This is a genomic window from Marinobacter salinisoli, from assembly GCF_017301335.1.
Lineage (GTDB): Bacteria > Pseudomonadota > Gammaproteobacteria > Pseudomonadales > Oleiphilaceae > Marinobacter > Marinobacter salinisoli.
Genome location: NZ_CP071247.1, coordinates 2,856,359 through 2,869,517 on the forward strand (window position 1 = coordinate 2,856,359; position 13,159 = coordinate 2,869,517).

Here is a 13,159-nt window from a genome sequence, read left to right on the forward strand (position 1 = left end):
TACACGATTAAGAAAGTGGTGCGGAATTTACCATGGAATGCCCCGAGCCTAAAGCGCAAGAACGTTTAATCCGGTTTCGGAGTGCGCTCTTCCGTGCCAATGTACAGGTAATTGCTTCGCAGTGACCGGTAGGAGCCCGGAGGAACGATATTCTGGACCGAGATCACCATGCCCGCATGCGCCTCAGATGAAAATTGCGTCGCAACACCAAGATAGCGGCCATCCCGCTCACGTTGCACGGCTTTCTCCTCCCAGCTTTCGCCCAGGCACTGCTGGACGAACTCGAGACTGGTCCGGTAACGATGGGCCGCGATCTCGCCATCAGGCGTATTGGCGGAACAGACATAGGCACTGTCGCCATCATTCCACAGCCAGATTTCACAGTGGCCCTTGATCAGTTCCTCCCTGACGCTGAATACCGTCAGTGAGGCAAAGTCATTCCGCTTTCCCCGCAGGCTGGCGAACCCCCTGTCGTAATCGGCAATGATGCCCTGAAGGCTCTGACAGGGATCGGCGGTGCCAACTTTGAGGTTGCGGTCGCTAGCGCAGCCGGCCAGGGACAGCACGAGCACACAAACGGCGCCCTTGCCAAAGCTCATCTGGCTCATTATTCCTTCCCCGGCTGCGGAAGTGTTTTGCGCAGGGCCTTTACCACCGCCTCACCGAAATCCTCGGCCGCCTTGCCCAGGGAGTCAGGGTCGACTGTGGTCGAGTACATCTGCCAGACCGGATTGGTGGTTTCAGTGTCAAACAGGGTGGATTTCAGAACGTAATTGGTGGTTTCCTCATAGGATTTCGGGACAACCGTGGTATCCATGTAGGTCGTCGATGCCAGGGGGCCAACCGATGTGGTGATGGGCTGATAGACGACCTGCTCGGGAACGTAGCGAGCGTCGCGGTCCTTACTCATCAACGAAATCACCAGGACGCCGTCATATTGTCCCGCTGAGGCGTTCTCTGCAACCAGGGCGCCAAGCTCTTCCTCGTCTTCCCAGGGGACATCGGAATTCGCCATTCCGAAGCGAGCGGACTGAAATTCGCTCTCGTTCATTTTCGTGACAATCTTGGTTTCAACCACGTCCCTGACGTTTTGCTTGGCACTGACCACAAACACCAGCACCTTCTCGTAATTCTTGTCGACCGTCGGTGCCGCTTCAATCCTGTCCACCCGGGTACTCGATGACCCTCCACACCCCACAAGTAACAGCGAAACTAAAAGGCCGGCGACTTTCCACATGATGTTCCCTCTCAGACGTTTGCTGACAAATCCCTTGGCTAACACCAATTTAAGATAGATCAATTCGACCCTGGCGCAACGCAGGTAAAGGCGTTACACCCTGAAAAGCGCACAACCGAAGGACATCAGCGCCAAACGCGCACAGCAAAGCGATCGAACAGCCGTTTTCGGATAACGGTGGGTTCGACAAGCGGTAACCAAAGGAAGAGGAAAAAGAGATGGTAGCGGCGGGCGGACTCGAACCGCCACGGGTTTTACCCCAACGGATTTTGAATCCGTCGTGTCTACCAATTTCACCACGCCGCCATGGGAAAGTGTGGGCGATTATACTGAGCCTACGGCTGAAAGCAACTGACCGGCGGAGGAAATTTCCTACCGGCCTCGCTGCTTAGAGTCGATCGAAGAGCGAGAGCCGGGACACCTGCGCAAACGACTGCTGGGCCGCCTGCAGGACAAAGCTCTGGAAGCTCAGATTGCTGATTGCCTCAGCATAATCCACGTCCTGTAACTGGGAACGAATCTGGTTGGTGTAGACCGACGAATCTTCCAGGAAGGCCCGGGTGGATTGCACCGCATTCATTCGACCCCCGAGCTCGGTCTGTGTGAGCACGATCTCTTCCTGCGCGTAATCCAGGTTTTGCAGCGAGTCAGAAATCAGGGTATCGAACTGAGCCTGCCCTTGCCCCGAGGTTTTGTCTGCGCCTTCCAAGCCGGCGATTAGGGTTTCGATGGTCTTGAACACGGATTGTTTATCACTGATGGCAAGTGTGAACTCATCACCGGCCGCCGCATCATTAACCGTAGCTTTGATACCCGCGACCTCGAACTCCTCGCCCACAAGGGCAGGTGCCGGACTGGTTGGGAGCACTGTGGCGGGCACCGTGCCAGGATTCTCCGCAATCACTTCGCCCGCAGCATTCACGGTCAGGCGGATGTCGTTGGGTACCGCGCCAGCAAAAGCGTTTTGCAGGGCAGCTTTATCCGTTAACGCCACGCCGGAAACGTAGGCGTTTGCCGAGTTCCCGGGCGCAGCCACTCCAGTGATTGCTTTGGGAACCGACACGAAAATGCCCTTGCCATGGTCAGAGATGGCAACCGTCACGCCGTCATCTACTTCCAGCCTACGCTGGCCCTCATCGCCCTGATACTGCCAGGCCCCGGTGGCGTCCTGAACAAACGCCTGCGTCGAGCCCTGGAAACCGCTGAAGATGTATTCACCGGACGCATCTCTGGTATTGGCCACCTGAGCCAGCTGATCAAGCCGCTCTTTCAGCTCCGATGAGATCGAGCGCAAATCATTCTGCGACAACGACCCGTTGCCCGCCTGAACCGTCAGTTCCCTCACCCGCTGAATGATATCAACGGCACTTTCAAGGGCGCTTTCTTCCTGACTAAGGCGGTTGTCCGCCAGATCCACGTTGCGCTGGTAGGTTTCCGTGCGCGCCAACTCCTGATCCAGCTTGAGTATCCGGGCCGCGGCCACCGGATCATCGGAGGGTGTGTTCACCCGCTTGCCGGTGGAAATTTGTTGCTGGGTGTTGTTCAGGTTACCGTTCAATTCCTGCAGGCGATTGATCCCGCCGGTAAAAATTTGCTGTGATGAAATCCGAATCATGTCACATCACCTCACGCTGTCATCATCACCGCTACCAGTCCCTATCGGAAACTCTGCAGCAACGTATTAAATAGATCCTGTGCCACCGACATAACCTGTGCCGAGGCGTTGTACGCGGCCTGATACTGAATAAGCTTTCCAGCCTCTTCATCCAGATTGACCCCGGATACCGATTCCCGCTGATTGGTCGACTGCTCAAGCAGGGTTTTTCCCGCTTCCTTGTCGAGCTGGCTTTGACGGGTTTGGACACCAATTTCCTCGACCAACCCGGCATAGCCCTCAGAGAAGCTCTGGCTGCCATTGTTCAGGGTGTTGGCGGTCCCCAACGCAGCCAGGAATTCCACGTTCCGGTTGTCGGATACGCCGTTGCGATTGAAATCGATGGTAAAGCTGTCACCGGGTGCAGGCTGCCCGCTGATTTCAAACTGGAAGCCCCGGTAGCCGGGGTCGGCCGGGTCTTCTGGGAACAGCGCGTTGGACACACCGGACGTAAAGGTATTGACCGGCGGCGCCGCTGAGGCATCACCGGCCTCCAACAGCGTACCGCTGCTGGCATCGTACAGGTCGTAAACCAGCGTACCGCCATCATCGCGGAAACGAACCTCCAGCGGGGGCGACAGCTGCCCCTGCTGGGCGAACTCCGGCAGCACCGAATTGGTGAACGGGTTCCGGACATTGAGCATGGTGCCCTGGTCGATCTGGCCACCGCCGATGTTCTGGTCGCCGGCCGCGGCACGGATCGGGCTGGCAAAGGCCAGGTCCTCCTCGCGATTCACCACCATGCCAATGTTTTGCGCCGCGTTACGGGTCGGCTGAATCAGATACTTGTCACCGGGATTAAAGTCGCCCCCTTCAATACGAATGTTGAAGCCAGGCATGGAAATCTCGGACTGCACCGGATCGGGCAGACGCCCCTGATTAACGATCTTGCCGGACATCTGGTCGATCAACTCGAAATTGCGGCCGTCGCCGCTGAACTGCAGGCTATAACTGCTGGCCGCCAGCACGCTGCTGTCGGTAATTTCGACCGCCAGCCGCCCGGTTTGAGGAGGCTGGTTGCTGGCGCTGGCAATGACCCGGCTACGCTGCAGCGTGAGATCGTTTACATCCTGGAAGAACAGGCCGCCAAGGTCGCCTTCAAGGTCCATTCCGATTTCGTGCTGTTGATTAACAGAGGCAGACAGCGCAATCGCGATGCGACCCAGCTCATCAGCCGCCGGCTTCAGGGCTTCCTGGTCGAAGCGCCGAAGACCACCGAGCTTTCCGCCCACAATCTGCTCATCAATGTTGAGGGTGCGCCCGCCATTGCTCAGCGTAAACGACAGCCGCGTCGGGTCTTCGGCATTTTCAGTGGTGCCAAAGGCAGCGGCATTGTTGCCCACGACCAGGGACAGACCGTTGGACAGAGCCACATTCACCTGGCTGCCTTCTGCTTCAGACACCTTGATGCTGACCAGTTCCGACAGCTGCCGGAGGGCCTCGTCCCGCTGATCCAGCAATTCATTCGGCATCTTGCCCTGAGCAAGCCCCGGCGATTCAGAAATCGCCAGATTCAGTTCTGCAATTGTTTTCAGCAGCGCGTTGGCGTCCTTCACACCCTGCTGCATCTGGGTCTTGATCGACTCGCGCTGCTGGATGAATTCCTGATGGAGCGACTGGAAGCGGTTAACCACCTGCTCCGCTTCGCTGAGAACCAGCTGGCGCTGCGGCAGGGAGGTCGGATCTTCAGCGGCGTTCTGAAGCGCCGCAAAGAAATTGTTCAGGGCATCACTAAGCCCGGTGGCTTCGCCACCGAGCAGATTATCCAGCCGGCTCAGCTCCGCGTTCAGCGCCTGTTGCTCACCATAGAGCGTGCTGTCTTCCCGAACCTGCTGCACCAAAAACTCATTCGCCAACCGACGGATGTTGGTCACATTCACACCACTGCCAATGGTGCCAGCACCGGTACGTTGCCCCTCTTGGGTTTCGAACAACACCTCCTGGCGGCTGTAACCATCGGTATTAGCGTTGGTGATGTTGTTGCCAGTGGTGTTCAGGGCTGTCTGGTGACTCAAGATGCCGCTCAGACCAATACCAAGCAGTCCTGCCATCAGAAGTTCTCCTCTGTATCGCTAGCGCCCAATGACAGAGTCATAAGCGAATCGCGATTCATGATCTGGCGGATCTTGTCGCCATAGTTCGGGTCCGTGGCGTAGCCCGCTTCCTGCAGTTTTTCTGCAAACAGCTCTGGCTTGTCGGCGACCGCCAGCACCTCGCGGTAGCGGGGGTTCGATTCCAGAAACGCGACATAATCCCGGAAGCTGGATTCGTAGTCGGGGTATGCACGGAACGCCGCCTGCTCTTTCATTGGCAGGCCATCCCGGTACTCGGTGGTGGTGATGCTGACCGCTTCACCCTGCCAGCGGCTGTCAGCCTTGATGCCAAACAGGTTGTGACTGGGCTGATGGTTGTCGCCCTTGATCATGTAGCGCCCCCAGCCGGTTTCCAGTGCCGCCTGTGCCACCATCAGCTTCGGATCAATTCCGCTGTCGCCGGCAACCTGCTCGGCCAGCGGCAGCAACGCGTGAACGAACTGCTCCGGGGAATCAAACTGATCCGGCAAGGACTTGCCGGCCTCAGCCGACGCGACGTTGACCGTATCGGCGACCGACTTCACCTGCTCCACCCGCTCCGGCAGCCGGGACGACAGTGCCGGCAGGTTTCGATCGTAATCCGCGAGGCTGCGCTTCAGACGCTCAGCGCCCGGCGCATCAACTCCCGGAACCTGCTGGCCGAGCTGGCGCACAAGCGCTTCAGCAATGCCAGTGCCATGGCCATGGCCTTTTGCCATGCTGAGGCTGATCTGGCTGTCAAACATGTCCCGGTAAAACTCAGACTGACTGCTGTTCAGGTGATTCCCCTCGGCAAACACAGCACCGGCCTTGCGCATAGACTTGAGCATTTCGGACAGGAACAGACTTTCAAACTGCTTGGCAACTTGCTCAAGCGCGGCCTGTTTGTCGGTGCGAGCCTGGGCCTTCAAGGCGTTCAAACCATTGAAGTCGGTGTATACCTGGGCCTGCTGCAGCTGATAATCCTTCATCGCGCCCCTAGATGACAATCAGCTCGGCGCGCAGAGCGCCCGCCTGTTTCAGGGCTTCGAGAACCGCCATCACATCACCGGGCGCCGCACCGACCTGGTTTACCGCCTGGACAATCTCGTTCAAGGTGACCGCCGGACCGAACTTGAACATGCGCGCCGGCTCTTCGGTGACAGCAATCTGGGTATCCTGCTGAAGCGCCGTCTCGCCTTGGGCAAACGGATTCGGCTGCACCACTTCCGGGTTTTCCTGAATGGTCACTGTCAGGTTGCCATGGGTAACCGCGGCCGGGCTGACCTGAACGTTCTGGCCCACCACAATGGTGCCGGTGCGGCTGTTAATCACTACTTTCGCCGCTTCCTGAGCCGGGTCAACGTTTATATTTTCGAGAATGGACAAGAAGCTCACACGCTGGGACGGGTCCCGGGGTGCACGCACTGAAATGGAGGTTGCGTCATGGGCATACGCCATATCGGGGCCAAGGTGGCCGTTAATTGCCTCTACGACGCGACGGGCCGTGGTGAAATCCGACCGGAGCAGGTTGAACGTGATGGTGTCGCCCTCGGTAAACGGCGACACGACTTCCCGCTCAATGGTGGCGCCATTGGGAATCCGGCCAACGCTGGGAACGTTTACCGTTATCTTGGAACCATCCTGCCCCTGGGCACCAAAACCACCCACCACCAGGCTTCCCTGCGCAATGGCGTAGATATTGCCATCGGCACCTTTCAGCGGAGTCATCAGCAACGTGCCACCACGAAGGCTGCTGGCATTGCCGATGGACGAGACGGTGATATCCATCTCCTGCCCTGGCTTGGCGAACGGCGGCAAGGTTGCGCTCACGGTGACCGCCGCGACGTTCTTCAGATTCGGGTTCACGCCTTCTGGCAGGGTAACCCCGAACTGATTCATCATGTTCCGGAACGTCTGATTGGTGAATGGCGCTTTATCGCCAGTGCCATCCAGGCCGACCACCAGGCCATAACCGACCAACTGGTTGTTACGCACGCCTTTAATCCGGGCCAGATCCTTCAGGCGATCCGCCAGTACTGGCTGGGCGCACACCGCCAGCATGACCACCATTGCCAATACGCGTTTCATGCTCATAGCGGCCACCATTCACTGTTAAAGAAGCGCCCGACCCAGCCCATCTGGTTGGCCTGATCGAAGTCTCCGGTACCGCCATAGGCGATGCGGGCATCGGCGATCCGATTCGAGACCACACTGTTGTCCGGCTGGATGTCCTGGGGCCGGACCAGTCCGGTCAGACGGATGAACTCCGAGCCATTGGTCAGGGTCAACCACTTTTCGCCCCGGATGCGCAGCACACCATTGGGCAGCACTTCCGTGACCGTGACGGTGATATCACCCGCCAGGCTGTTGCTCTGGTCTGCCTCGGCAGAACCCTCAAAATCCCGGTCCTGGCGGAAAGCGGAATTAATGCCCAGATTGTTTTTGCCGAACAGGGTGGGCTCTGGCAAGGTCATATCGCTTTCCTTGCTGATGCTGGTTTCGGCGTTCTTGCTGGCGCGCGTGGACTCCTCCAGCTTCACCGTGAGTACATCACCGACGTTCAGCGCAGTGGTATCTCCGTAGAAATTGTAGTTACGGGACGCCTGGTAAATGGAGCCGGAGTTGGGTTCCTGTTGCATCATTGCCTGAGCACGAACCGGCGCATAGTGGGGGTCATCCGGCACCGGGCGCGGCCGGTCCATCGCGGTACACCCCTGCAGCAGTATCAAAGCCCCCATCAGTCCCAGTGAGGGCCGGTGCGCCGGTTTCGTGGTTCGAATGATGCGTTTCATGGCTTAACCAATATTCTGAGTGATGAACTGCAGCATCTGATCGGTGGTGGAAACCACCTTCGAGTTCATTTCATAGGCCCGCTGGGTGGTAATCATATTCACCAACTCTTCCACCACCTCAACGTTCGAGGACTCGATGGAACCCTGCTCCACGGTGCCGAGGCCGGCCAGCCCCGGTTCTCCGGCAGCCGGATCACCACTGGCGTTGGTCGCCTTGAACAGGTTGTTGCCGATCGCCTGCAAGCCCTGAGGATTGACGAAGTCCACCAGCGTAACCTGACCGAGGTTCACCGGCGCCGCCTGGTCGTCGGTAATTGCCGTCACGGTGCCGTCCTTGCCGATGGTCACACTGGTGGCGTTTTCCGGTACGTTGATGGCCGGCTCCAGGGCGTAACCATCCGGATTCACAACGTCACCGTTGGCATTCAACTGGAACTGGCCGTCACGGGTGTACGCCACCTGACCATCGGGCATCTGAATCTGGAAAAAGCCGCGACCATTCACCGCCATATCCAGTGGCTGTTCGGTGACTTGCAGGTTGCCCTGGGAAAACTGCTTGGCGGTGCCCACAACCCGCACGCCAGTGCCCAGCTGGAGGCCGGAAGGCAGTTCGGAGTTCTGGCTGCTCATGCCACCGGGCTGACGATTGATCTGGTAGAGCAGGTCCTGAAACACAGCGCGATCACGCTTGAACCCGGTCGTGTTCACGTTGGCCAGGTTGTTTGAAATGGTGGACATGTTGGTGTCCTGCGCGCTCAACCCGGTTTTGCTAACCCAAAGTGCTGGATGCATGGATACTCTCCTCGCCGGGGCGGAATCCTGCGGCGATGTTTTGCCGCTTTCCGCCCTTCAAGCCATTGATTCAGTCGTTATTAGAGGTTCTGCAACAGTCGTGCCGTGGCTTCGGAATTTTCATTGGCCGTGGTCATCACCTTCACCTGCATCTCGTACTGTCGCGACAGCTGCAGGTTGGCAATCATTTCTTCCACCGCATTGACGTTGGAGCTTTCCAGAAACCCGGTTGCTACCCGCAGCGTGCCGTCCACCGGCTCTGCGCCACCAATCGCCTGATCCGGTTTGCGACGCATAAAACCGTCCGGACCTTTTTCCAGGGCCTCGGCCGGCGGGTTCACCAGCTTCAGGCGGTCAACCTCGATTAACTCGCCTGGCGCTCCTCCGACAGGAACCACAGAGATGGTTCCGTCCGCCCCGATCTGAACGTTATCAAACGGCGGCAACGCCACCGGGCCGCCGTTGCCCAACACCAACTCACCACCCGGCATGCGCACCAGACCGTTCACATCAACCTGCAAGCTGCCAGTGCGGGTAAAGACTTCTTGGCCAAGATCGTTCTGAATAGCCAGCCAACCATTCCCATCCAGTGCCACGTCCATTTTCCGGCCGGTTGCCATCAGCGGGCCGGCGGATAAATCGGTACCGGGATTTTCGGTCATGGCGTATGCCCGGGTCGGGTGATGCTCCCCGAAAACCGGCATGCTTCGGGCCTGGGCAAAGTCTTTCTTGAATCCGGCGGTGTTGACGTTCGCCAGGTTGTTGGCATGAGCACGCTGGGCAAACATATTCTGCTTGGCGCCAGACATGCCGATGTAGAGGGCTTTATCCATGGGCAAACTCCTGCCGGAATTTTGACTGTTTACAGTCTTCCTGCAGGAGTTGTGCCAGATTGAGGGGCTAGTTTTTAACGAAGGTTGATGATGGTCTGCGTCACCGCATCAGAGGTTTCAATGGTCTTGGCATTGGCCTGATAGTTACGCTGGGCAATGATCAGATTCACAAGTTCCGCCGATAGATCCACGTTGGACTCTTCGACCGAACTGGCGGTAATCGAGCCAAGGGTGCCGGTGTTCGGCGCGCCAATGACCGGCTGCCCGGATTCAAAGGTTTCCACCCACGAGGTTTCGCCAACCGGCGACAAGCCATTGGTGTTATTGAACGATGCCAAAGCCACCTGGCCCAGCGCCTTGGACTGCCCGTTGGTATAGCGGGCGAACAACACACCTTCATTCGAGACATCGAGACCGGACAGTCGGCCGGTGGTGTAACCATTCTGGCGCTGATCATTAACACCGAAGACGGCGCCGTACTGGGTCGTGTCGCCCAGGTCGATCACGAACGCGGAGCTCGTCGGCGGCTCGGGAATCGGCGTTACAACCTGGGCGCCGGCCAGCGGCGGACCATCGGCGCCGTTCGGCTGGCCACTTTCATCCTTGGGAATCCAGTCGGAAACCACGATTTCCCCTTCCGGATCGCCATCAATGGACTGCAGATTGCCATCCTGGTCGAACCGAGCCGTATAGGGTGTCTGGTCGGTGCCTGCCACCATTTCACCGTCAACCTGAAGGTAGATAGACCATTCGCTGACACCCACACCGTTGCCTGGTGCCGGCTCTTTCACAAAGAACTGGGTCAGTTCGTGGGGATTACCCAGGCTGTCGTAGATGGTGGTCGACGTGGCATGGTTGTAGGTGCGCTGATCCAGAGGATTGAACGCATTGGTGATCCGGATCGGCGAAGCATTGAAAGCGGTCTCGAAATTGCCATCCGCCGGGTCGTCGATCCCGGCGACAATCCGGTCCGCGGTCACGTTCACATCACCGACAACCTGAACCGGACCTACATTTGTGGCGCCATCACTGTAGGAGTAATCCAGCGTCTCGCCCTGATTGTGAATAATCCGCAGCACATCGTTACCGGCACCGTCATCCACGACGGATGCCGAAATGGCCGTTTCGCTGGAATCGTTGATAGCGCCTGCCAGATCCTGCAGCGACGACACACCACTGGTATCCAGGGTCAGCGGGCTACCGTTGATATTCAGGCTGAAAGAGAATGAGCCGCCACTGATGTAGGCATCAGTCAACCCGTTGAGCTCAGCAGTTGTGGTCGCCGATGCACTCAGCCCGTTAACAGCATTCAACGCCGAAACCGCGTCACGGGCGGAGGCCGCCGGGTCAATCGCCACCGAGTCAGCCGGTGTGCCGTCAGAGTACTGGACCGTGAAAGTTTCGCCCTGCAAACCGGTCACGCTCAACGGGCCGATATCCCTTACCCGGTTCTCAAGCACAGATTCACGGGAATCCAGATTCAGATCGGACTGCAAATTCGTGGTACGACGCGGTGCCAGGTTGTCGGTCTGAACCTGCAGATCGCCACGAACCCCGGACAGATTGCCGTCGTCATCGGCAACGTAACCCTGCACACGCATGTTCTGGTTGTTGGTGACGTAGCCATTCTTGTCGATACCGAACTGACCGGCACGGGAATAACGGATTTCGCCACCATTATTGAGCACGAAAAAACCATCACCACTGATGGCCATATCCAGACCATTGTCAGTGAAACTGATGTTGCCTTGACCGAAGGATTGCGCCACGTCCTGCACCCGCACACCACCACCAATGGCGTTGCTGCCGGCACTCAGGAAGCCACTGGCGTAGAGGTCGCCGAACTGCACGTCGCTGCTTTTAAAACCGACGGTACTGGCGTTTGCGATGTTGTTGCCAGTGACATCAAGATCGACCGATGCCGCCCGAAGGCCGCTGAGCCCCGTGTTAAAAGCCATAATTCACCTCTTTTCTGACACCGGTTATTAGTTGATTTGTTGTACTTCAGAGAGGGCAATGGAGCCCATGCCAGCCAGATTCAAAGTCACCGAGCCGTTACGCCCCAGCGAGACGCTGTCGACATTGGCGCTGACCATAGTGCCGAGCTGAAGGGTACCTTCCGGGTAGGAAGCCTCAGCCACGATCCGGTAGGGTCCGGGCGGCAATGGGTTGCCGTTACCATCCTGGCCATCCCAGCTAAAGGACGTTACGCCGGCCGGCGCGCTGCCCAGATCCATCTGCCGGACAAGCTCCCCACTCTGGCTCTGAACAGACAGGCGCAGGCCTCCCGTGGAAGCCGGCACCTGAATGGTGCCACTGACCTCACCTTCCGCCCCCAGCACACCCACACCCGAGGGCGCGAGCACTGATTTGCCCACCATCGCAGAGGCCTGCAGCGCCTGGGTGGAACGGAACTGGCCGACCACATCATCAACCCGGCCCGAGAGTTTCTGCATTTCCTCAAGGGAGCTGAACTGTGCCAGCTGAGAAATAAACTCACCGTTATCCTGCGGCTCCAGCGGATTCTGGTTCTTCAGCTGCGCGAGCATCAGTTCCATGAACTCGTTGCGCCCCAGCTCACTGTTTCCGCCTGCGTCATCACGCCGCTGCAGCTGGTACTGGCTCAGGACATCCGATGCGTTACCTACATTACCTACGCTCATTTTGTTGGTCCTCGCCGACTCACTGCTGACCCAGGGTCAGAATTCGCTGCATCATGGACTTGGCGGCATTCATGACGTCCACATTCATCTGAAAGCTGCGGGACGACGACATCATGTCCGCCATTTCGTCAACCACATTCACATTTGGATAGAACACATATCCATCTTCGTTTGCCGCCGGATGATTCGGCTCATAACGCATCTGCAGATCTTCCTGACTTTCAACAATGCCTTCGACCCGTACCCCGGCTCCCTGCTCCGGGTTCAAAACCCCAAACCCCGCTCCATTTGGGTTCAGCATGGCCTGATGAACGGCAGAAAATACCGGTTTTCTGGCCCGATAGGTGGTTTCAGTGCTTGAGCTGGCCGTTTCGGCATTGGCAATATTCGAAGCCGTGGTGTTCAGCCGCAGGGACTGGGCGGTCATGCCAGAACCGGCGATGTCGAAAATGCTACCCAATGACATGTTTGCTCTCCTTAATCATTCGCGTCGCTGCGGCTCATTCGCCTTTCAGAGCCTTGGTAAGGCCGCTGAACTTGCTGTTCAGAAACTGGAAACTCGCCTGGAAATCCATGGCGTTGCGCATGAACCGGCTTTGCTCTGCCTGGGCATCCACGGTGTTGCCATCGATCGAGGGCTGTTGCGGGTTGCGATACATCAGGCTGCTATCCGAAGCACTCAGGGAAGTGTCCATGTGCCGGTCGTCGGTGCGATTCATCGCAAAGCCACTGGTCGATTCCTGCGCCCGCTGCATCATTGCCTTGAAATCGACATCTCTGGCCTTGAAGCCCGGCGTGTCGGCATTCGCAAGGTTGTTTGCCAGCACTTCAGCCCGCTTTACCCGGGTTTGCAACGCCTGCTCGTGAATACCGAGCGCCTTGTCAAAGGAAATTGCCATAAAGCCTCCTGAATCTGCATCCGCATGCCGACAAGCCTTGCCGGTGATGCGCTTTGCTTAGACTCAAGCAATCAGAATGCCAAAACTTCCAAAAGAGCGAGAGCTCACTAATTCCGGGGCTTTGACAGGGATAGGGCGCGGAGCAGATCAACTCTGAAAGAGGAAATGGATTGGAAAAACGGCAAACTGGTGCCCTTGCCGCCACAGCCGAATCATCAGCGCCGGCGGCAAGTCA

At 57.9% G+C, this 13,159-nt stretch carries 13 protein-coding genes and 1 tRNA gene; all 14 read right to left on the bottom strand.

Annotation, left to right across the window (positions count from 1 at the left end; genetic code table 11):
* Positions 1 to 65: 65 nt before the first annotated feature.
* Positions 66 to 608 (bottom strand): hypothetical protein, encoded by a 543-nt coding sequence (locus LPB19_RS12990; RefSeq protein WP_206643322.1) that lies wholly within the window; start codon positions 606 to 608, stop codon positions 66 to 68.
* Positions 608 to 1,168, bottom strand: coding sequence for a hypothetical protein (locus LPB19_RS12995; protein ID WP_206643323.1), 561 nt, complete (start codon positions 1,166 to 1,168; stop codon positions 608 to 610). Before LPB19_RS12995 ends, LPB19_RS12990 begins: the two co-directional genes overlap by 1 nt.
* Before the next feature lie 288 nt (positions 1,169 to 1,456).
* Positions 1,457 to 1,543, bottom strand: a tRNA-Leu gene (locus tag LPB19_RS13000).
* 82 nt (positions 1,544 to 1,625) lie between these two features.
* Positions 1,626 to 2,852 carry a flagellar hook-associated protein FlgL gene (gene flgL, locus LPB19_RS13005; RefSeq protein ID WP_206643324.1) on the bottom strand — a complete coding sequence of 409 codons (1,227 nt, stop codon included), beginning with the start codon at positions 2,850 to 2,852 and terminating at the stop codon, positions 1,626 to 1,628.
* 41 nt (positions 2,853 to 2,893) lie between these two features.
* Positions 2,894 to 4,942: a flagellar hook-associated protein FlgK gene (gene flgK, locus LPB19_RS13010; protein WP_206643325.1), complete on the bottom strand. Its 2,049-nt coding sequence runs from the start codon at positions 4,940 to 4,942 to the stop codon at positions 2,894 to 2,896.
* Entirely contained in the window at positions 4,942 to 5,934 is a 993-nt protein-coding gene (gene flgJ / locus LPB19_RS13015) for a flagellar assembly peptidoglycan hydrolase FlgJ (protein WP_206643326.1), read from the bottom strand. Before flgJ ends, flgK begins: the two co-directional genes overlap by 1 nt.
* Positions 5,935 to 5,941: 7 nt before the next feature.
* Positions 5,942 to 7,039, bottom strand: a complete 1,098-nt coding sequence (locus tag LPB19_RS13020; protein WP_206643327.1) for a flagellar basal body P-ring protein FlgI — start codon at positions 7,037 to 7,039, stop codon at positions 5,942 to 5,944.
* Entirely contained in the window at positions 7,036 to 7,683 is a 648-nt protein-coding gene (flgH, locus tag LPB19_RS13025; RefSeq protein WP_407943964.1) for a flagellar basal body L-ring protein FlgH, read from the bottom strand. The genes LPB19_RS13020 and flgH overlap by 4 nt, the downstream gene beginning before the upstream one ends.
* Before the next feature lie 57 nt (positions 7,684 to 7,740).
* Entirely contained in the window at positions 7,741 to 8,529 is a 789-nt protein-coding gene (gene flgG, locus LPB19_RS13030; protein WP_206643329.1) for a flagellar basal-body rod protein FlgG, read from the bottom strand.
* Between the two features lie 80 nt (positions 8,530 to 8,609).
* Complete coding sequence (locus LPB19_RS13035) at positions 8,610 to 9,362, bottom strand: flagellar basal body rod protein FlgF (protein ID WP_206643330.1); 753 nt, start codon at positions 9,360 to 9,362, stop codon at positions 8,610 to 8,612.
* Positions 9,363 to 9,436: 74 nt separating this feature from the next.
* A complete protein-coding gene (locus tag LPB19_RS13040; protein ID WP_206643331.1) occupies positions 9,437 to 11,320 on the bottom strand; it encodes a flagellar hook protein FlgE in 1,884 nt (627 codons plus the stop codon).
* A 27-nt stretch (positions 11,321 to 11,347) separates the two neighbouring features.
* Positions 11,348 to 12,025: a flagellar hook assembly protein FlgD gene (locus LPB19_RS13045; protein ID WP_206643332.1), complete on the bottom strand. Its 678-nt coding sequence runs from the start codon at positions 12,023 to 12,025 to the stop codon at positions 11,348 to 11,350.
* Between the two features lie 19 nt (positions 12,026 to 12,044).
* On the bottom strand, positions 12,045 to 12,491 hold the full coding sequence (gene flgC / locus LPB19_RS13050; RefSeq protein WP_206643333.1) for a flagellar basal body rod protein FlgC: 447 nt from the start codon (positions 12,489 to 12,491) through the stop codon (positions 12,045 to 12,047).
* A 34-nt stretch (positions 12,492 to 12,525) separates the two neighbouring features.
* Entirely contained in the window at positions 12,526 to 12,924 is a 399-nt protein-coding gene (flgB, locus tag LPB19_RS13055) for a flagellar basal body rod protein FlgB (protein WP_206643334.1), read from the bottom strand.
* Between the last annotated feature and the right edge of the window lie 235 nt (positions 12,925 to 13,159).

What these genes read in the sequence shown, in the direction of transcription:
- LPB19_RS12990 (WP_206643322.1), bottom strand. Translation starts at nt 608, where the DNA reads ATGAGCCAGATGAGCTTTGGCAAGGGCGCCGTTTGTGTGCTCGTGCTG.
- flgL (WP_206643324.1), bottom strand. Translation starts at nt 2,852, where the DNA reads ATGATTCGGATTTCATCACAGCAAATTTTTACCGGCGGGATCAATCGC.
- flgK (WP_206643325.1), bottom strand. Translation starts at nt 4,942, where the DNA reads ATGGCAGGACTGCTTGGTATTGGTCTGAGCGGCATCTTGAGTCACCAG.
- flgJ (WP_206643326.1), bottom strand. Translation starts at nt 5,934, where the DNA reads ATGAAGGATTATCAGCTGCAGCAGGCCCAGGTATACACCGACTTCAAT.
- LPB19_RS13020 (WP_206643327.1), bottom strand. Translation starts at nt 7,039, where the DNA reads ATGAGCATGAAACGCGTATTGGCAATGGTGGTCATGCTGGCGGTGTGC.
- flgH (WP_407943964.1), bottom strand. Translation starts at nt 7,683, where the DNA reads ATGGGGGCTTTGATACTGCTGCAGGGGTGTACCGCGATGGACCGGCCG.
- flgG (WP_206643329.1), bottom strand. Translation starts at nt 8,529, where the DNA reads ATGCATCCAGCACTTTGGGTTAGCAAAACCGGGTTGAGCGCGCAGGAC.
- LPB19_RS13035 (WP_206643330.1), bottom strand. Translation starts at nt 9,362, where the DNA reads ATGGATAAAGCCCTCTACATCGGCATGTCTGGCGCCAAGCAGAATATG.
- LPB19_RS13040 (WP_206643331.1), bottom strand. Translation starts at nt 11,320, where the DNA reads ATGGCTTTTAACACGGGGCTCAGCGGCCTTCGGGCGGCATCGGTCGAT.
- LPB19_RS13045 (WP_206643332.1), bottom strand. Translation starts at nt 12,025, where the DNA reads ATGAGCGTAGGTAATGTAGGTAACGCATCGGATGTCCTGAGCCAGTAC.
- flgC (WP_206643333.1), bottom strand. Translation starts at nt 12,491, where the DNA reads ATGTCATTGGGTAGCATTTTCGACATCGCCGGTTCTGGCATGACCGCC.
- flgB (WP_206643334.1), bottom strand. Translation starts at nt 12,924, where the DNA reads ATGGCAATTTCCTTTGACAAGGCGCTCGGTATTCACGAGCAGGCGTTG.